We start from the raw sequence: 19,726 nt of genomic DNA, 5'->3' as shown, positions 1-19,726 counted from the left end.
CAGGCGCAATTTTTAAGCCATAAGGAGTAACTGTGTCGCAATCTGTTGTAGTGGATTCGAGAAGTTTTGTACCCCGTGGTGATTTCATGGCCTGGGTTGTGTGCCTGTCAGCAGGACTCTTTTTTTTATATGAATTTTTTCAACTCAACATTTTTGATGTGATTAATCAGCCTTTACGAGATGATTTTCATATTGATGCAACTCAATTAAGTTGGATGTCCAGTGCTTATTTGTGGGCAGATATTTTATTTCTTCTCCCAGCAGGAATTATTCTGGATCGTTTTTCTACACGCACTGTTATTTTAAGTGCGATGTTTATTTGTGTTCTTGGCACGGTAGGTTTTGCATTAACCCACTCGTTTATTTTGGCATCGTTCTGCCATTTTCTTTCTGGAATAGGTAATGCATTTTGCTTTTTATCCTGCGTCGTTTTAGTGTCGCATTGGTTTCCACCAAGAAGGCAAGCTCTTGTTATCGGCTCTTTGGTCACTATGGCATTTGTTGGTGGTATGATGGCCCATACTCCTTTTGCCTATCTTTATGAATTATTTGGATGGCGTAAGGCTTTGTTAATTGATGGGGCAGTTGGTGCTGGGTTGCTGTTGTGGATTTACTATATGGTAAGCGATAAACCCGCAGAGTCACCAAAGAAAACTTGTTCCAATCAGGGGGAAGTCATTTCTGAATTTATCAAGGCATTATCTAATTCACAAAATTGGTTAGCAGGTTTTTACACTTCCTTTCTTAATTTGCCCATTATGGTTTTATGTGCTTTATGGGGAGCGAGTTACTTGCAAGTGGTTCATCATTTACCCGAAATGGTAGCCAGCAATGTTGTCAGTTTGATTTTTATGGGAAGTGTTATTGGTTGCCCATTGGCTGGATGGTTGTCTGATTCCCAGGGGCGTCGTAAGCCTTTAATGATCGGGGGAGCTATCGCAACACTGATCACCGTAATTCCTTTATTCCTGGATATAGTCTTATCGCAATTTGCGCTGAGTATTATATTTTTTGCTTTAGGCTTTTTTACCAGTACACAAGTAATTTCCTATCCTTTAGTGGCTGAGAGTAATTCTGCTGAAAACACCGGGGCTGCGACAGGTATTGCCTCAGTAATTATCATGGGCGGTGGTGGCGTAGGACAAGTACTCTATGGTTGGTTAATAACCCATCATGCTGGGGCGGCAGTGACTACTTATTCTGTGGCTGATTTTCAATACGCCATGTGGATGTTCCCAATAACTACGGTTGCGGCTTTAATTGCCGTATTAATAACCCGTGAAACATATTGCAAGCGATAAAGCTGAGGAGTAAAAATGCAAGTGGTGGATGAGTTTCAAGGATATAATGAGATTAAATCGTCATTATTACCCTGGATGGTGTGTTTTGCTGCGACCTTATTCTTTTTTTATGAGTTTATTCAGGGAAATATGTTTGCATCCATCGCTGCAAATATTATGCAGGATTATCAGATACAAGCTGATAAGATGGCCTGGTTATCAAGTATTTACTATCTTTCTAATGTATTGTTTCTTTTTGTTGCGGGGATGGTTCTTGACCGCTTCTCGATTAAAAATACATTGTTAATTGCTATGTTTTTATGTGTGGCCAGTACCTTTCTTTTGGCTTATTCTCATTCATTTTATATGGCCTTATTTTGTCGATTTATCACCGGCATTGGCAGTGCTTTCTGTTTCTTGGGGCCGGTACGTTTAGCATCTCATTGGTTTCCCCCAAAGCGTATGGCCTTGGTGACTGGAGCTATAGTGACTATGGCAATGGCTGGAGGAATGTTGGCTCAATATCCTTTAACCAAGTTAGTTATTTTGGTTGGATGGCGTCAGGCAGTACAAGATGTCGGAATTCTTGGTTTTGCCATGCTGATTGTTATGTTTTTTTGGATAAAGGAAAGACCGCATACAGCAATTAAGCAAGTTGTTAAACCAATCAATGTATTCTCAGCCGCTAAAAAGGCTTATTTAAATACTCAATATTTGCGAGCAGCATTTTATGCCAGTTTAATGAATATGGCCATTGCTGTATTTGGTGCCATGATGGGTACTTTATATCTGGTTCAACGCCTGGATATTAGTTCTTCGCAAGCATCTGTGGTAAATGGCATGTTATTTTTGGGGGCGATTATTGGCTCACCTTTAGTTGGTTGGATATCTGATAAAATGGGTTTACGGATTATGCCTATGAGAATAGGCGTAATTGCTTCCTTATTGACTTTGCTTGCAGTGCTTTACCTCCCTGTTTCTTATAGTATGATGGCATTTTTGTTTTTCTTGCTTGGTTTTTTTACTTCAGCTCAAGTGATTAGTTACGCATTGGTGGCTGAAAGCAGTTCACATGCAATGACCGCAACAGCTGTAAGCGTCATTTCGATATTGACTCAAGGCGGTTATATTGTGTATCAAAATATGTTTAGTTATTTATTAACGAATTACGGCGGCATGCAAATGGTTAACGGAACTCCTGTTTATCTACTCGATGCATATCAATATGCTGCAATTATTTTACCTGTAGGATTATTGGTTGCTTTCTTCATGCTTATAGGTTTAAAAGAAACACGCTGCCAACATATCGAGGGTTAAGATGACAGGGAGAGTTTGTATATTACTGATGGATTCTTTCGGCATTGGTGCTAGTTTAGATGCCCATCGCTATGGTGATGCTGGTGCCAATACTTTTGTTCATATCCATCAAGCATGTGAGCGCGGTGAATGCAATCGGGAAGGGGGGCGTCAAGGCCCATTAACTTTGCCCAATCTGGCCAAATTAGGACTTTATCATGCAGCCCTAGCCAGTTGTGGATTGCGTTTTGTTGAATTGTCTACTTTTCCTGAACCTGTGGGCTATTATGGTTATGCAGTTGAACAGAGCTTAGGTAAGGATACTCCCAGCGGGCATTGGGAATTAGCAGGAGTCCCTGTGACGTTCGAATGGGGTTATTTCCCTGAACAACCGTTTTGTTTTCCGAAAAAATTAATTGATACCTTTATTCAACGAGCCGGATTACCAGGAGTTCTTGGTGAGAAACATGCGTCGGGAACTACAATTCTTGAAGAATTAGGTGAAGAGCACGTGCGAAGTGGTAAACCAATAGTTTATACTTCTGCGGACAGTGTATTTCAAATTGCCGCTCATGAAGAACATTTTGGTTTGCAGCGTTTGTATGATATTTGTGAAATTGCTCGTATTTTAGTTGATGAGTATCAGATCGGACGGGTAATTGCCCGACCTTTTATTGGTCAACCAGGAGCCTTCAAACGCACTGCTCATCGCAAGGACTACGCCACTTTACCTCCGGCAAAAACTTTACTTGATTATATGAAAGAAGCAGGTCGCGAAGTGATTGCTCTAGGAAAAATTGCTGATATTTATGCTCATCAAGGAGTCACCCAAGTCATTAAGGCTGATGATAATATGGCTTTATTTGATGCTACTTTGACCGCAATGAAGACTGCTCCTGATGGTAGTTTGGTTTTCACTAATTTTGTAGATTTTGATTCCTCATTCGGCCATCGGCGCGATGTAACGGGTTATGCGCATGCGCTTGAGGAGTTTGATGCACGTCTTCCAGAGCTTGATGCTTTATTAAAGCCGAATGATCTAGTTGTTATTGCAGCAGATCATGGTTGTGATCCTACTTTTCCTGGATCAGATCATACGAGAGAGCATATCCCCGTATTAGCTTATGGTCCAAGTCTTAAGAGCCGTTTTATCGGACGCCGTGATACCTTTGCTGATGTAGGCCAAAGTATTGCACAACATCTTGAATTAGAGAATTTATCTCATGGAGTATCTTTTTTAATCTGAATCTGCAGATTTTAATTTAACTGTTTACGTACTTGCATCAACTTACAAACATCGTTTAAGGTGCAAGTCGTAGCCAGGGATTCAAGACTGAAAAACTGAGTTTTCCTCTACTTCACCCCTAGTACACTCTGATGCCATAGTTACAATTTATTCACTTTGTCACCCCTTGTTTTTTTGTTTATCATCCCCATGTATGTGGTTCCGGTTTGATTTGAGGATTTTATTTTGGAACAATTTCGTGGGACAACCATACTTTCAGTACGACGCGGAAATCAAGTGGTTATCGGTGGGGATGGCCAGGTAACTTTAGGTAATACCGTGATGAAGGGTAATGCGCGCAAGGTGCGACGCCTCTACAAAGATCAAGTAATCGCTGGCTTTGCTGGTGGTACTGCGGATGCGTTTACTCTTTTTGAACGTTTTGAGAGCAAGTTGGAAATGCATCAAGGCCATTTGGTCCGTGCTGCAGTTGAGCTTGCTAAAGATTGGCGAACAGACAGAATGTTACGCCGACTTGAAGCAGTTCTTGCGGTTGCAGACGTCAAATCTTCACTAATTATTACAGGTAATGGCGATGTAATCGAACCTGAGCATAGCTTAATTGCTATTGGTTCAGGCGGTCCCTTTGCGCAAGCAGCTGCACGAGCATTGATGGAAAATACAAAATTATCTGCTGTAGATATAGTGCGTAAAGCATTAAACATTGCTGGAGATATCTGTATTTATACCAATAACAACTTAACTATAGAAGAATTAAATAATGGCAACAAATAACAGCAAGAAGACGACTCCTCGTGAGATTGTCCGAGAAGTGATGACTCCTCGTGAAATTGTCCAGGAATTGGATAAATATATTATTGGCCAGGATGATGCAAAAAGGGCGGTGGCAATTGCATTACGTAATCGTTGGCGGCGCATGAATATTAAAGATCCTGCTTTACGCAATGAAATCATGCCCAAAAATATTCTCATGATTGGGCCAACTGGTGTTGGTAAAACGGAGATTGCTCGACGTTTAGCTAAATTAGCTCGTGCCCCCTTCATCAAAGTAGAAGCAACAAAATTTACCGAGGTAGGATACGTCGGACGTGATGTAGATTCGATTCTTCGCGATTTGGCGGATATTGCCGTAAAGCAAGAACGTGAATTTGCGATGAAAAAGGTGGAGCATCTGGCTGAAGATGCAGCTGAAGAACGAGTTCTTGATGTATTACTTCCACCTGCACGAGGTAGCTTAACTCCTAGTGAAAAAGACAGTACAGCCAGACAAGTCTTTCGTAAGCAATTGCGTGAAGGAATTCTTGATGAGAATGAAATTGAAATAGAGGTTTCAGCAACACCAATAGGCATTGAAATTATGGCTCCTCCGGGCATGGAAGAAATGACAAGCCAATTGCAATCAATGTTTCAGCAAGTAGGGACTCATCGAACAAAAACACGTAAGATGACTATAGCCAAGGCAATGCAGATTTTACGTGAAGAAGAAGCTGCTAAGCTGATTAATGAAGACGATATTAAGATTCGTGCCATAGAAAATGTGGAACAAAATGGAATTGTCTTTATTGATGAATTGGACAAAGTAGCACGTCGTACCGAGAATGCGGGCGGTGGGGATGTTTCTCGTGAAGGCGTACAAAGAGATTTATTACCTCTAGTTGAAGGAACATCAGTTACTACTAAATACGGTATGATTCGTTCGGATCATATTTTATTTATTGCTTCTGGAGCATTCCATGTAGCTAAGCCATCTGATTTGATTGCTGAATTGCAAGGTAGATTACCTATACGTGTGGAATTATCTGCTCTTTCTGTTGATGATTTTGTACGTATTCTTACAGAACCTACTGCATCATTAACATTGCAATACAGTGCTTTGATGGCTACTGAAGGACTCACATTGACTTTTGATGAGTCAGGGATTAGGCGTATTGCCGAAGTAGCTTGGCAAGTGAATGAGCGTACAGAAAATATTGGTGCGCGTAGGCTCTATACCGTGATGGAGCGGTTATTAGAAGTCGTTTCGTTTGAAGCCACAGATAAATCAGGCGAATCTGTTCATGTTGATAAAGCATATGTTGAAAAAAACCTCGGGCAGCTCGTCGCGGACGAGGATTTAGCTCGTTATATTCTTTAAACTAAAGTGGTCTGTGTGCAATAAGTGAATCCGGGTTTGATGAAAATAAATGAATTGTTCAATCCCGGATTCTGCGCTGCGCCCTGACTTAAAATCTCCAGAAATTCAATGCGATTATCTTTATTTCTAAAAACCAAGGTATATTTTTTATTTGCTTGTTATAATGAGGAAGTCAAAATAAATTAAGGAAAATTATTATGACAACTCGGCCTCCTGTTTAATTTGCGGAGGACTTGATTCAATTGTAATTTTGGTATGTGATAAAAGAAACTGCAAGTTCTAAAAAACGGTTGTTCTCACGGAGGAGAATAAAATGTCACATCAACTGAGTATTGCTACAATAAGAAGTGAAGATCTTGAGTTTATAGAAGAGGGAACAGATGATTCTTCCGAAAATTATGAGTCCCAATCTTCTTTTTCGTGTATTGGTGTAAAAGCATATTCATTTTTTAATCATCCAAAATTGACTTTAGATTTCCCGGATTATACCAAGATTTGGAATAAATGCAGGGGAGATTCAAATCACAGAAGAATCAAAGCGTTGCTTATAGATTACACAAAAGAAGACTGTTTATTTGGTTCATTTATCGGCCGTATGATTTCAGGAAATTGGAATAGACATCATGTTAGTGCAATAAGTAAAATTATCGCGAATATGTCGGTTAATAATTATTATGATTCAGCTGATGACATTGTTTCTGATTTGAAAAAATTAAAACCTAGAAAAGGAGGAACTTTGTACCAGCTAATTAAATTTATTGAAATGAAATTGGAAGCCCAACTAAAGTATGATTTTAAATTTTAATCCGAAAAGCAGTTGAGTTGTTGCAAGCAAAGAAACTGGCAATTTTAGTATTCTTCGCTCGGGCTCGACTGTATTTTTAGATTTAAGGTAATGGAGTTGTGTGATGTCTAATCCTTATATTTTGGTTTTATATTACTCGCGAACCGGTTCTGTAGCGCAATTAGCACAATATATTGCACGAGGTGTAGAGCGTGTTGAGGGAATTGAAGCGCGTTTAAGAACGGTTCCGCCTGTTTCTGCAACATGTGAAGCAGTTGATAAGGCGATTCCGGATAATGGCGCGCCTTATGTAACCTTGGATGATTTACGTCATTGTCAGGGACTTGCTTTAGGTAGCCCAACCCGTTTTGGAAATATGGCAGCCCCTTTGAAATACTTTTTGGATAGTACTTCATCTTTATGGCTGGCGGGTGATTTGGTAGATAAACCGGCTTGTGTTTTTTCCTCTTCTGCGAGTATGCATGGTGGCCAGGAAACAACTTTATTGAGTATGATGTTGCCTTTATTGCACCACGGCATGCTCTTATTGGGAGTACCTTACTCTGAGCCTTCTTTAAATGAAACGGTTAGTGGCGGAACACCTTATGGTGTAACGCATGTTTCTGGTGTGGCAAATGATTGGCCTCTGAGTCAGGATGAAATTAATATAGCCAAGCACTTAGGCGAGCGTTTGGCTCGAGCTGCTCTAAAATTGAGTGAAAAAAATGAAAGTAATTAGTTTTAATGCCAATGGTATTCGTTCAGCGGCGCGTAATGGATTTTATGAGTGGCTAACAATGCAAGATGCTGATTTTGTTTGCATTCAAGAAACGAAGGCTCAGCCTGAACAATTAATTCCGGAAGAATTGTATTATCCACGCGATTATTTTTGTGAGTATTATTCAGCTCAAAAAAAAGGATACAGCGGTGTGGCAATTTATGCCCGTCATAAACCGAATCGCATAGTTAAAGGAATGGGCTTTGATTATTGTGATAATGAAGGACGATACATTCAATTTGATTATCCCAAGTTCAGTATCATTTCACTTTATTTACCTTCAGGTACAAGTGGTGATGAACGTCAGATGGTGAAGTACGATTTTCTCGAACAATTTGCCAAGCATTTAATGCGATTAAAAAATGATGGACGAGAGTTGATATTGTGTGGTGATTATAATATTGCTCATAAAAAAATCGATTTGAAAAATTGGCGTGGTAATCAAAAGAATTCAGGATTTTTACCTGAGGAACGGGCCTGGATGGATGAATTGTTTGGAGCTATGGGGTTTGTTGATGCGTTTCGTGTTCATAATCAGGAAGAAGAACAATATACCTGGTGGTCTTTTAGAGGGCGTGCATGGGAAAAAAATGTAGGATGGAGAATTGATTATCAAGTAATTACCCCTGGACTCACAGGGCATGTAGTTGACAGTTGCATTTTTCGAGAAGCACGCCTGTCTGACCACGCTCCTTTGTTAATTGAATATAAAGGAGATTGGTGTGCTTAAATTAGCAAGCTGGAATGTGAATTCTTTAAAGATACGATTGGATCAAGTTTTGGAATGGTTTGATTCTGAGCATGTGGATGTTCTTGCCATGCAGGAAACAAAATTACTTGATGAAAATTTTCCTATGAATGCGTTTATTGAGAAAGGCTATCATGTAGTATTTTCAGGACAAAAGACTTACAACGGTGTTGCTGTAATAAGCCGATATCCTTTTTCTGATGTTCTAACTGATATCCCTGATTTTGATGATCCGCAACGACGGATTTTGGTGGTTACCGTTGCAGGTATTCGGTTAATCAATTTGTATGTCCCTAATGGGTCAGAATTAACTTCAGATAAATATCAATACAAATTAAATTGGTTGCAAAAAGTTACGGCTTTTATTCAACAGCAAATGAGCATTTTTCCCAATTTAGCTGTAGTTGGCGATTTTAATATAGCTCCTGAAGATCGTGATGTTCATGATCCTGCTGAATGGGTGGGCTCTGTATTAGTTAGTCCCGCTGAACGAGAAGCTTTTATGCAACTGTTACAACTCGGATTATATGATAGTTTTAGAAATTTTACGCAGGATGAGCAGATATTCAGTTGGTGGGATTATCGTGCTGCTGCGTTCAGGCGTAACCGAGGCTTACGGATTGATCATATTTTATTGAGTAAAACGCTTAATGGATTGTGTAGGCAATCTGTTATTGATAAAGAGCCGCGCAAATCAGAAAGACCCTCTGATCACGCACCTGTATGGGTTGAATTGGATCTTAATGTGAGTTAGATGTAGTCTGTTGTAGTGGAACTTGGGATCTGGAAAACACCAGATACCGGGTTCCAGTTTCGTACCCAGGCTATAATTAGGTCTACTGTTGTTATTCTGTTTCCATCATTGATTTTGCAAGGTTTCAAATAAAAACCAAATTCGCCGTTCTGTTTCATCAATATAAACTTCTAAGATACTCGTGGTAGCGAAATCGTTCTTTTTGCTACAAACCTCATGAACTCTTCTCAAGCTTTTTAAGAAACTTTTATTGTCTTCCAGTAGATTTTGGAGCATATCATCTGCAGAAAGAGTTTCATTTGTGTCTCGAAGCGTCTGCAATTGCTTGATCTCTCCAATAGAATGTATCGTTCTTTCTCCTAATTTGCGCACACGTTCTGCTAAAGCATCAATCATCGCAAAAATTTGTTCGCTTTGTTCATCCAATAAAAGATGATAATCACGAGAATGGGGGCCTGTCATATGCCAATGGAAGTTTTTGGTTTTAACAAATAAAGCAAAGGTATCGGCCAAGAGGGGATTAACCGCTTCGGCAATTTTACGACGATCTTTTATATCGAGATCATTTGGTGTTTCAAGCTTATACAGTTCCAGTTTTTTCATTTTAACTCCTGTTAAATTAATTTGTTTTTATAAGCGTAGACCAATTGTGGCTATTTTGTTCAATTGCCAATCAATATTGTTACTTCAATGACCAGATATGAAGAAATGAAGTAAAGAGTTGTTTATTCGTATTATGTCTACATTTTAGCATCCAAACGAAATGCCACTATTTATGTTGGTTCAACATCAGATCTTATCAGACGACACGTTTTAGCTGGTCAAAGGGCTTATATTTTATTGTCATAATCATTGCCTGGATGAACCGTGGATTATTATAGTCTATTTTAATTAGAGGCAAGCTAGAGAAAAACTAACTTTAATGTAAGCCGTTAAAGCACAATTAGATGATGAAACAGCTCAATATCACAACTCATATTTTTGTTAATTATCGGTTTTCATTGTGTATCAATGTTTCATTTAATATAACAAACAGGGGTATAACCTCGGTTTGGTTTTGATAAAAATTGCTTTACAGACGTTTTTCTGCTATTGTTTTGCGTCATTTATACCGAGTATGGTGCCTGGCATTGGGTTCAGGTGGCGATACTCATTTAAACTATAGAGAGTAGTATTATGAAGGCATCAATTCATCCAGAATATAAAACAGTTAAGGTAATATGCAGTTGTGGCGAGGAATTTGAAACTCGTTCAACATTATGTAAAGATTTGAACATTGAAGTATGCTCACAATGTCATCCTTTTTATACTGGTAAACAAAAATTGGTGGATACTGGAGGTCGTGTTCAGAAGTTCCGCGATCGTTATAGCCAGCGTTCTACACAAGCTTCTAAAGAAGAAAAGAAATAAGGCGCGTTACTTTGCGCCTTATTTGTATATACTTCATTCGAAGTATATCTTATTGACAGATTGTTCCTGCAATGCTAATTTCAGTGTCGCAGGTTCTTGACGTCCAATTATTGTCTCCATCCCATCATCCTTAGGCTGTTTCTCTTATATTTTATTAAGAGTTCATAGTCTGATGTTTGTGTGCCTCTAGCACTATGGATGAACAATGAATTGATAATGGTTGGTAGGATTTTTAGACCTTACTTAAGTTTTATTTCAATGTAAGAGAGTGAGTACTTTGGATAATGAAGTTTTAAAGCAGTGCGCATTGGATTATCATGAGTTTCCAACCCCTGGAAAACTCGGTGTTCATATTACCAAATCAACGGACTCTCAGAGTGATTTGTCTCTGGCTTATACACCTGGTGTTGCTGCCCCGGTGATTGCAATAGCAGAAAACCCCGAAGATGCTTATCGTTATACGAATAAAGGAAATTTAGTCGCAGTAATGACTAATGGCACTGCGGTACTGGGGTTAGGGGATCTTGGACCTCTCGCCAGTAAACCAGTTATGGAAGGTAAGGCCGTTTTATTTAAGCGTTTTGCTGGAATTGATGTATTTGATATAGAAATTGATGCTCATGATTCACAAGCTTTTATTTCTACAGCAAAACGAATTGCTCCTACTTTCGGAGGGATTAACCTGGAAGATCTTAAAGCTCCTGAATGTTTTGAGATTGAGCAGGCTTTAATTGAGCAATTGAATATCCCTGTATTTCATGATGATCAGCATGGTACGGCCATTGTTGTTGCGGCAGGTTTGCTTAATGCTCTTGATTTGCAGCAAAAAAAATTATCTGATGCAAAAATTGTGTGTATTGGTGCTGGGGCTGCTGGAATTGCTTCTATGCGATTGCTTGTTGCGTTGGGTGCCAATAAAGAGAATATGTTACTTTTGGATACCAAAGGAGTCATCCATTCGGGTCGTGCAGATCTAAATGCTTATAAATTTGCCTTTGCTCGTACTACGGAATGCCGAACTTTAGCTGATGCACTTGTTGATGCTGATGTATTTATTGGGGTTGCGAAACCGAATTTATTAGATGCTGATTTATTGAAATTAATGGCCCCTAGACCTGTTATTTTTGCTTTATCTAACCCTGATCCTGAAATCAGACCTGAATTAGCTTTTCAAGTACGTGACGATTTGGTTATTGCTACTGGACGTAGCGACTATCCTAATCAAGTCAATAATGTGTTGTGTTTTCCATATATTTTTCGTGGCGCGTTGGATGTACGTGCCAAGTGTATCAATCAATCGATGCAAATTGCGGCAGTTGAAGCCATTCGTCAACTGGTGCACGAGCCTGTTCCCCAGGTAGTGAAGGATAATTACCCAGGTGTTACGCATTGGGATTTTGGCCCTAACTACATTATTCCCAAGCCTATAGACCCTCGTTTAAGAGAACGAGTCCCTGCTGCTGTGGCTCAGGCTGCAATAGCAAGCGGCGCGAATCAAGTAAGTTGTAATTTAGAATAAAAGTAGCATCCCGAAAGCAATAAGGGATCTCAAGGTGTAGGAGTATACCATATGAGATATTCCTGTTTGCGCTCGGGATAATAGTAGGTTAATTGTAGGTACGAATTTTTAACTGTTGGACTTTAAGACAGTGAATGTTCTTGCCTAACAAATAGTTAAGGAGATTACTTTGCTTTCTGAAAACCGGAGAAATTACGCATTAATTGGATGGCTTATTTGTGGTCTTGGAGCTTTATTTTACAGTTACGAATATTTGCTTCGAATTGCGCCTAGTGTCATGGAAACTGCTCTACGCGAACATTTTAATTTGTCTGCAACAGGTTTTGGACTCATTTCATCTGTATATTATTATGCATATGTCCCTATGCAATTGCCTGTAGGGATAATGATGGATCGGTATGGCCCGCGAAGATTATTAACTGTAGCCTGTTTTATTTGTGTCTTAGGAACGTTCTTATTTACAAGTACTACATCTTTTTGGGTTGCCGCCTCAGGACGATTTTTAGTTGGATTAGGCTCTGCATTTGCATTTGTGGGAGTATTAAAGCTTGCTACAATCTGGTTGCCTGAGAATAAACTCGCTATGGTCTCTGGTATCACCTCGGCATTAGGAACAGTCGGTGCCATGCTTGGTGATAATTTTTTAGAACTATTCGTTACGAAATTAGGATGGATTAAAACCCTAAATATGACCGCATTTTTTGGGATTGTATTAACCTTTGTTTTATGGTTAGGCATCCACGATAAAAAAGGACGATATAGACAAAGTGGTACTGTTTCTAATTTTAAAATTGGCTTAATTGACTTAAATATAATACTCAGAAATAGACAGATATGGATTAATGGACTGTACGGTTGTATGGTTTATCTTCCTACAACTGTTTTTGCTGAATTATGGGGGATTCCCTATTTAAGACATGCACACGGCTTGTCAACACACGCTGCTGGTTTAGCAAACTCATTGCTTTTCCTAGGCTTTACCGTAGGCGCCCCTCTAATGGGTTACTTTTCTGATCGAATAGCACGTAGAAAGTTACCTATGCTTCTAGGCGCTAGTATGGCTACCGTTCTCATGCTGGTTATTCTGTATTTCCCAGGTTTAAATGAAACTAATGTACAAATACTCATGTTTTTCCTGGGTTTATTTTATAGCGCGCAAGCAATTGTATTTGCCGTCGGAAGAGAATTGAGTCCGGGGGAAGCAGCTGGTACCGCTATGGCATTTACCAACATGATCGTTATGCTCGGCGGTATGTTATTACAGCCTTTGGTAGGACATTTACTGGATTTCAGTTATTCCTTACGGAGTGGTGCATCGCTTTCTTCAGCGCTGGTTGTTGAAAACGTTAATAAGCTTTATAACGTGAGTGATTATCGCATTGCGCTGGCATTCATACCTCTAAGCATGTTTATTGCAGCTTTATTAACTTTCTTTTTAAAGGAAACTCACGCACATGCACCTAAATAATATTGTTTCAAGAAAACAAATGCTCTTTGGCATGTTTATCTGCTTTGTTGGGGCTATTTTTTATTGCTATGAGTTTATCTTACGCATTATTCCAGGTGTTTTGCAAACGGAGCTAAGTATTGCGTTGGGGCATATTTCAGCGACTACTTTTGGACAAATATCTGCCTTATATTATTTTGCATACTCGCCCATGCAAATGCCCGTAGGAATGCTCATGGATCGATTTGGTCCCAGACGGCTTTTAACTTTTGCCTGCATTTGTTGTACCGTGGGTTCCTGGATGTTTACCTTGACCTCATCCATGTTTTTGGTAGGAGCAGGGCGTTTTCTAGTGGGGTTTGGTTCTTCTTTTGCATTTGTAGGAGTTTTATCTCTAGCACTACATTGGTTGCCCAGACGCTACTTTTCTTTAGTTGCGGGTTTGATGACTACTCTAGGAATGTTAGGTCTTGTTTATGGTGAAGTGAAGATTACCGAGTGGTCTCAGAGCATTGGTTGGGAACAGGTGTTGCTGTTTATTGCCATTGTAGGCTCTGGATTGAGTGTATTAATGTTCATCGTGGTTCGTGATGGACCCGAAGGACATCAACCGAATAAACATCCTTTACCAGAATTCTTCCGAGATGTTCTTAAAGTATTAATGGCTCCAGAAGTTTGGGTTATTGGTTTTGTCGGTGCCTGTTTGTACACTTCTTTATCTGTATTTGGGGAGTTGTGGGGAAAAACGTATTTGGAACAAGCGCACCACTTAACTAAAGTTGAGGCCGCCAAGACAGTCTCTGCTGTCTTTTTAGGTTGGGCTGTTGGTGCCCCTATAGCGGGTTATTTATCGGATCATACCGGAAGACGCTTGTTACCTTTGGTTTTAGGTGCAATTTTGGCTTTGGTTTGTATTAGCCTTGTATTATATTGCCCAGGGCTATCATACTTTAGTTTAAATGTTTTATTGTTTTTGTATGGTGTATTTAGTGCCACGGAAATTATCGTATTTATTATGGCTAAAGAATGCAGTGGTGCTAAATTATCGGGTACGGTATTTGCAGCAACAAACATGATAGTTACACTTGGTGGCGTTATTTTCCAACCATTAGTTGGTAAATTACTGGATACTTTTGGTGATAGTGGCATTGTAGAGGGAGAGCATATCTACACCATGGTGGATTATCAGGTTGCTTTATCTATCTTACCACTTTCATTATTGCTCGTTACCATTCTTGCATTCTTTATAAAAGATCATAAAGATAATCAAGTTAATTAAAATTGTAGCCAAATGAAGCGAAGTGGAACCCTGGTTCCGTTTTGCTTCGGCCAGTCTAAAATGCTCCCACATTAATTAAATATTGCGATTAACTCGTTTACTGGACGACGTAGCGATCCTTGGCAATTAATAAAACGTGATACTGGGAAACTTCTAATTTCTGCTTTTCGATAGTGGTAGCGAGTAAATTCAGTGTCATGATTGGACAGGATCACTGGTATTCCTCGAGCAGCAGTTTCCTTAGCCAATTCTGTTAATTCGATTTGATCTTCAGTTGTAAACAGTTTTTTATTATAGGGTAAATGACGTGATTTCTCTGAAAGAAGTACGTAAGGGGGGTCACAATAAATCACATCCCCTCGCTCTGCGTACTCAAAAGTTTTTCTAAAATCATTATGGATGAATTCTGTTTGTTGGCTTTTGGAGTGAAAAAGCTGCATTTCCTTGCGTGGAAAATAAGGTTTGCTGTAAAGCCCAAAAGGAACATTATAGATCCCTTTAGAATTATATCGACATAATCCATTATAACCATGTCGGTTTAAGTAAAGAAAAAGCGCAGATTTTTGCGGTGAATGCAGGGACGCATTAAAATCAGATCTTATTTGGTAATATTTTTCTTTCTGGTTGAACTCCGGGCTAAAATAGGTTTCGCAGTGTTTAATAAATGCGTCTCCTTGTTGTTGCAACGTAGTAAAAAGATAAATTAAATCAAAATTACTTTCAGCCAACAAATAGGAAGAGTAATTTGAATTCATAAAAACGACGCCCGAGCCGGCAAAGGGCTCAATTAAGCGTTTACCTGGAGGAAGAAAGGGAATAATCTTTTCCAAACAATTGTATTTACTCCCTGCCCATTTAAGAAAAGGCCTTATTTTAACCATAGGTTTTACCACGATTTATTCAGAAAGAAGTATTGCTTATTTTTAAGAAAAAAAACAGAATTTTTATTAGAAAAATTTAGAGTCTGTTGACATTTCATTTAATTCCACCTACTTCCACCGCTTTATGAGCGGTCTCTATGCAGAGACGCACTAAAATGTACTTATTTTTAATGCGGTCTATAGTCGATTTTCTAATGGCACTGAGAGCCCAAAATATAAGCCAAATGATATTATGAACGGGCAGAATTTAGTGATTTATGTAATTCATATACCGGGTATGCAATGAACACTTATGATATTTTACAAAGTTTTATGAGACAAGGATTTGCAAGTGCATGAGTTGAAATTAGGTTCTATAGAACGAAAAATTATTATTCTTACTTCTTTTCACCAGGTAGGGGTTTTTCGAGTATTTTTTAAATTATATGAAGAATCGGGAGATTGATTATGAATTTTGCAAAACAAACAGTTGTTTTTCTTATTCTCTCTATATTATTTTCTCTAGCAAATGCTAATAGACCTTTTATTATTGATACGGATGTAGGAATCGATGATGAATTAGCAATGTTCTATTTGTTAGCACAAAAAGACATCGACATAAAGGCGATTACTATAGTCGGTACTGGAGAGTCACATTGCCCTGCTGGATTGAGAAATGTTGCTGGATTATTAGCGTTGACGCACCACGAAAAAATTCCATTAGCTTGCGGACGCGTTGCACCGATGACTGGAACCCATCAATTCCCTAATTGGTTACGTAAACAAGCAGATAGTTTAGCAGGAGCTGCAAATTTGTTGCCCAAGGTTGAAGTATCCACCTCACAGACTGCGGTTCAATTGCTGGAGACTACTTTAAAGAATGCAAAAGAACCTGTTGAGATTTTAGCTATTGGTCCGTTGACAAACCTTGGAGAGCTTGTGACCCAGATGCCAAAAATAAAGAATAAAATAAAAATGATTTATGTCATGGGTGGGGCAGTAGATAGTATGGGAAATTTAATTGAGGTAGATAGCTCAATTCGAAATAACACTGCGGAGTGGAATATTTATGTTGACCCTCATGCTGCAGACAAAGTATTTCGTTCAGGAATCCCTATCACTATGATTGGTCTGGATGTGACCAATCAGGTTCCAGTAACTAAAGATTTTTATCTAAAATTAAAGCAAAATCAAAATAGTCTGGGCAATAAATTTTTCTATGAACTTTTTCATCGCAATGAGGCCGAGATATTTGAGCATAAGTGGTATTTTTGGGACGTGCTTTCCGCGGTTGTAGCTCATGATAATTCAATCGTTAAATCTACAAATAAAAAATTGCGGGTTGTATTAAGCCCGGAAGACCAATCAGGTACTACCATAGTTGATAAAAATGGTAATGCCGTGCGTGTGTGTACCACGGTAAATCAGGAGCAACTTGAAACCATTTTGATGGATACATTAAAAAAGACTGCCTAAAGGGTAGAAATTTAGTTTGGGGCAATTGCAGCAAAATCCTCGGAATTCTGTGAATCCGGGTTTTGCTGCACCAGGCTAGGTTTAGATTAATTGGGGACAGAACGTTCTTCTTCAAAGAATTGTACTTTTCCTGTTTTTATATCATGTAATCCCGCTACAATTCCTACTTGTTTTTTACTAATTAAATCTCTAAGTATAGGACTTCGCTCTTGCATTTCTTTGACAATTCTTAAGGCATTGGCTTTAGCAATAGCATCAATTAGCTTGGCATCAGAGCAATCTTTTGTTCCTTGCTCTTGCATACTCATCGGCACTACAGGTTTAATTTTATCAATAACATCGGTCAAATGTCCGAGTTGTACGCCACTACATGCACCACTTACAGCACCGCAGGAAGTATGTGCCAAGACGACAATAAGTCGAGAGCCCGCTACTTTGGTCGCAAATTCCATGCTCCCCAGAATATCATCATTGAGTACATTTCCTGCCACACGCAAGGTAAATAAATCTGCCAAACCTTGGTCAAAAAATAACTCGGGAACACTGCGTGAATCCATACAATTGAGGATTACTGCAAACGGGTATTGTCCGTAAGAAGATTGATGTGCTTGTTTTAAATAATCCCTCGGTATGGGGGTGTTGTTTAAAAAACGTTGGTTTCCATCTTTCAAGCGTTGTAGCGCTTGCTTAGGAGTCATTTTCTGTTGTTTTTCTTGAGTTAATGTTTTTCCTAAATTAGGTGTTTCTGCGGCAGATGAACTTGCAAAACTTATGAAAGCACACGTCAAACCAAAAGTTAAGGCCAGGATTTTTGTTAGGTATTGCATTGAGATGCTCCATTTTTTAATTAGAAATCGTCCTTCATTGATAATATCTTAATCTTAAAAACGCATATACTTTTTTAGAAAAATTTATTCTTCTTCGCATGAAAATTCATTACAAATAATCATGTTCATAGTTCTTGAATTTTAACAAATCGCTTCTATTTTTTAGAACTCGTTATTCGTTTTGTAATTTATTAAAATCAATTTAAATTCAATAAATTGCCGATTGGAGAAAACTGCTGAACACATGTTTGAAGCGTCGGTTGCAGGAATAATTTACTGGATACAAGTATTCCTCATGGCGACGGAACAAAGACGTCTGCTAAATAAGGGGCAATAATCTTGGGGGCAACGGACACAAATCCCTCAAAGCGGATAAGGTCGCATTTGCCTATACGATGATCAAGCTGCGCCATTTCTGCAGTCCGTAGCAGGTACAGAAATTGCTTATTTTTTCTTATGGCGAAGCCCCCCAGGATGCTGATCATCCAAAATAAAATTTATAAGGTTAATAAAGATTCTTTTTGTACAAATTCAATCAATCTCATCACAAAATTAATATCAATCAATTTTATTTCAACTTTTTAACCCAATTTAGAGTCCATAGTGTTGCTAGGGACTTCCTCCGCATCGCTCCATCGTGGTTGGGGTATTGTTGTCAACGATAAATCGCCACTTCGTCTCACCTGAGGGGGGGAGAAGCTATTGTTTCCAGAAACCTGGAAAAAGAACGTGGTACGTCCTTCCTTTACTGGAGAAAATGCAAGAGCGCTATCCTTCGAAACTGGAGAGAAGCTAAGGCTCTTCTTAACTGGAGAATAAGTAAATCCCCTCTTTACTGGAGAAAATTCGAGGACGCTCTGTGAAAGGACGGGACGCTTTGCTGGTGGTGTTGAAAAGTCCTTTGTTGCTAATGCACTATCAGCGAAATCAGGACTATCTTCTGGCCGCATACTGCCTCCAAGCTGACTAGGGCTAGGGGATGAAGGAGACGTTAACGGGGTTGATGATACTAAAGAGGGTAATTTCGCTGAAGTACTGTCTGGTGAAATAGGTTCTATTCGCATTGGTAGGTTAGCTGACGCCAAGCGCCCCAATACTTTGGCTGGGCTGGTGGTAGGGGTAGGGGGCTGATCTATATATACTTCTGCATCCGCTATAAGCTCTTCTCCAACGGTTAATCCTGACTCGGCTTCTGAAGTTGGAGCTATGGGGGAAAAATCACTAGGCCTATCCTTATTTTCTGATAAGGCAGCTTGCAAATCCTCAGCTATTTGATCATGGGTTCTACCATAGAGAAACTGATATAAAACACCATAACCAAAAATAAAAGAGACAACGCTTCTACCAAAGCCCCCTAAAAATTGATTAAAAAATTTACCTTTATCAAGTTTATTCTGTTCACAATAATTTTTTGCCGCAGCAGGCGCGATCTGGCCGAGATCAATGTTGGGAACGTGTTGCGAACTATCCTTTATCATTAACAAAGTATAATAATCTAAATAATAATTGGCGAAATCTAGTTCAGTAGATAATTTATTGTGTAACACCTCTGTTATGTCTTGCCAAATTACCACGGGAGGCCATTTAGCCGCCTTTTCACGAGACATAAACATAGTGCTACATAAAATTTCGGGAAAATATTGAGCAAGGAAATCAATATAAGCGCTTTTTTTTTCTTCAATATTCACGGGGAAAAAGGCCATAAGGGAGATCAGGACCTTCGCTGGTTCAAAGCTAGTAATATCAGCAATCACATCTGGCGGACTTTTCTTTGTTATGTGCTCAAGAATTATTCTTTGCTTCTTGTCCCTTATTCTTTTTAATAAATCTGTCGCCTGTCTTGCTAAAATTTCACTCATTTTGAACTGTTCTCCCTATTTCCCTAAAA

At 39.1% G+C, this 19,726-nt stretch carries 18 protein-coding genes and 1 pseudogene; 15 read left to right on the top strand and 4 right to left on the bottom strand.

Features of this window, described 5'->3' with window-relative positions:
* Nucleotides 1–32 precede the first annotated feature (32 nt).
* The 9 genes from DGG96_RS13575 (at nucleotide 33) to xth (ending at nucleotide 9,020) form a co-directional block, all read left to right on the top strand.
* Nucleotides 33–1,301, top strand: a complete 1,269-nt coding sequence (locus tag DGG96_RS13575; protein WP_110143191.1) for an MFS transporter — start codon at nucleotides 33–35, stop codon at nucleotides 1,299–1,301.
* Between the two features lie 15 nt (nucleotides 1,302–1,316).
* Nucleotides 1,317–2,597, top strand: coding sequence for an MFS transporter (locus DGG96_RS13570; RefSeq protein ID WP_110143190.1), 1,281 nt, complete (start codon nucleotides 1,317–1,319; stop codon nucleotides 2,595–2,597).
* Nucleotide 2,598: 1 nt separating this feature from the next.
* Nucleotides 2,599–3,822 carry a phosphopentomutase gene (locus DGG96_RS13565; protein ID WP_110143189.1) on the top strand — a complete coding sequence of 408 codons (1,224 nt, stop codon included), beginning with the start codon at nucleotides 2,599–2,601 and terminating at the stop codon, nucleotides 3,820–3,822.
* Nucleotides 3,823–4,047: 225 nt separating this feature from the next.
* Nucleotides 4,048–4,596, top strand: coding sequence for an ATP-dependent protease subunit HslV (gene hslV, locus DGG96_RS13560; protein WP_110143188.1), 549 nt, complete (start codon nucleotides 4,048–4,050; stop codon nucleotides 4,594–4,596).
* Nucleotides 4,583–5,956, top strand: coding sequence for an ATP-dependent protease ATPase subunit HslU (gene hslU, locus DGG96_RS13555; protein WP_199739189.1), 1,374 nt, complete (start codon nucleotides 4,583–4,585; stop codon nucleotides 5,954–5,956). Before hslV ends, hslU begins: the two co-directional genes overlap by 14 nt.
* Nucleotides 5,957–6,269: 313 nt before the next feature.
* Entirely contained in the window at nucleotides 6,270–6,761 is a 492-nt protein-coding gene (locus DGG96_RS13550; RefSeq protein ID WP_110143187.1) for a DUF5617 domain-containing protein, read from the top strand.
* Between the two features lie 103 nt (nucleotides 6,762–6,864).
* The gene (gene wrbA, locus DGG96_RS13545) at nucleotides 6,865–7,479 is read left to right on the top strand and encodes an NAD(P)H:quinone oxidoreductase (RefSeq protein ID WP_110143186.1); all 615 of its coding nucleotides are present in this window, start codon (nucleotides 6,865–6,867) and stop codon (nucleotides 7,477–7,479) included.
* Nucleotides 7,466–8,248, top strand: a complete 783-nt coding sequence (locus DGG96_RS13540) for an exodeoxyribonuclease III (protein ID WP_110143185.1) — start codon at nucleotides 7,466–7,468, stop codon at nucleotides 8,246–8,248. Before wrbA ends, DGG96_RS13540 begins: the two co-directional genes overlap by 14 nt.
* The gene (gene xth, locus DGG96_RS13535; RefSeq protein ID WP_165831615.1) at nucleotides 8,241–9,020 is read left to right on the top strand and encodes an exodeoxyribonuclease III; all 780 of its coding nucleotides are present in this window, start codon (nucleotides 8,241–8,243) and stop codon (nucleotides 9,018–9,020) included. Before DGG96_RS13540 ends, xth begins: the two co-directional genes overlap by 8 nt.
* Nucleotides 9,021–9,125: 105 nt before the next feature.
* On the opposite strand, the gene DGG96_RS13530 is transcribed toward xth, so the two are convergent.
* Entirely contained in the window at nucleotides 9,126–9,623 is a 498-nt protein-coding gene (locus DGG96_RS13530; RefSeq protein ID WP_110143183.1) for a Dps family protein, read from the bottom strand.
* Between the two features lie 138 nt (nucleotides 9,624–9,761).
* Between DGG96_RS13530 and DGG96_RS21435 the strand changes: the two are divergent.
* The 5 genes and pseudogenes from DGG96_RS21435 to DGG96_RS13505 all read left to right on the top strand — a co-directional run.
* Nucleotides 9,762–9,869: pseudogene (locus DGG96_RS21435) on the top strand (hypothetical protein); the annotation flags it as partial.
* Nucleotides 9,870–10,196: 327 nt separating this feature from the next.
* Nucleotides 10,197–10,430: a 50S ribosomal protein L31 gene (rpmE, locus tag DGG96_RS13520; RefSeq protein WP_058467126.1), complete on the top strand. Its 234-nt coding sequence runs from the start codon at nucleotides 10,197–10,199 to the stop codon at nucleotides 10,428–10,430.
* Between the two features lie 277 nt (nucleotides 10,431–10,707).
* Nucleotides 10,708–11,949, top strand: coding sequence for a malic enzyme-like NAD(P)-binding protein (locus DGG96_RS13515; RefSeq protein ID WP_110143182.1), 1,242 nt, complete (start codon nucleotides 10,708–10,710; stop codon nucleotides 11,947–11,949).
* A gap of 169 nt (nucleotides 11,950–12,118) precedes the next feature.
* Nucleotides 12,119–13,417 (top strand): MFS transporter, encoded by a 1,299-nt coding sequence (locus tag DGG96_RS13510; RefSeq protein WP_110143181.1) that lies wholly within the window; start codon nucleotides 12,119–12,121, stop codon nucleotides 13,415–13,417.
* Nucleotides 13,404–14,675, top strand: a complete 1,272-nt coding sequence (locus DGG96_RS13505) for an MFS transporter (RefSeq protein ID WP_110143180.1) — start codon at nucleotides 13,404–13,406, stop codon at nucleotides 14,673–14,675. The genes DGG96_RS13510 and DGG96_RS13505 overlap by 14 nt, the downstream gene beginning before the upstream one ends.
* A gap of 71 nt (nucleotides 14,676–14,746) precedes the next feature.
* Here DGG96_RS13505 and DGG96_RS13500 read toward each other — a convergent pair whose 3' ends face one another.
* Nucleotides 14,747–15,556 (bottom strand): DNA adenine methylase, encoded by an 810-nt coding sequence (locus tag DGG96_RS13500; RefSeq protein WP_110143179.1) that lies wholly within the window; start codon nucleotides 15,554–15,556, stop codon nucleotides 14,747–14,749.
* 447 nt (nucleotides 15,557–16,003) lie between these two features.
* Here DGG96_RS13500 and DGG96_RS13495 point away from each other — a divergent pair, with 447 nt between their 5' ends.
* The gene (locus DGG96_RS13495; RefSeq protein WP_110143178.1) at nucleotides 16,004–17,011 is read left to right on the top strand and encodes a nucleoside hydrolase; all 1,008 of its coding nucleotides are present in this window, start codon (nucleotides 16,004–16,006) and stop codon (nucleotides 17,009–17,011) included.
* 86 nt (nucleotides 17,012–17,097) lie between these two features.
* Here the strand turns inward: DGG96_RS13495 and DGG96_RS13490 are convergent, their stop codons facing one another.
* Together DGG96_RS13490 and DGG96_RS13480 are read right to left on the bottom strand one after the other, a co-directional pair.
* Nucleotides 17,098–17,838 carry a carbonic anhydrase family protein gene (locus tag DGG96_RS13490; RefSeq protein ID WP_110143177.1) on the bottom strand — a complete coding sequence of 247 codons (741 nt, stop codon included), beginning with the start codon at nucleotides 17,836–17,838 and terminating at the stop codon, nucleotides 17,098–17,100.
* Nucleotides 17,839–18,419: 581 nt separating this feature from the next.
* Nucleotides 18,420–19,697, bottom strand: coding sequence for a hypothetical protein (locus DGG96_RS13480; RefSeq protein WP_110143175.1), 1,278 nt, complete (start codon nucleotides 19,695–19,697; stop codon nucleotides 18,420–18,422).
* Nucleotides 19,698–19,726 lie beyond the last annotated feature (29 nt).

The organism is Legionella qingyii, from assembly GCF_003184185.1.
The sequence above is the reverse complement of the archived record's forward strand: the minus strand, read 5'-3'. Positions and strand labels throughout refer to the sequence as shown.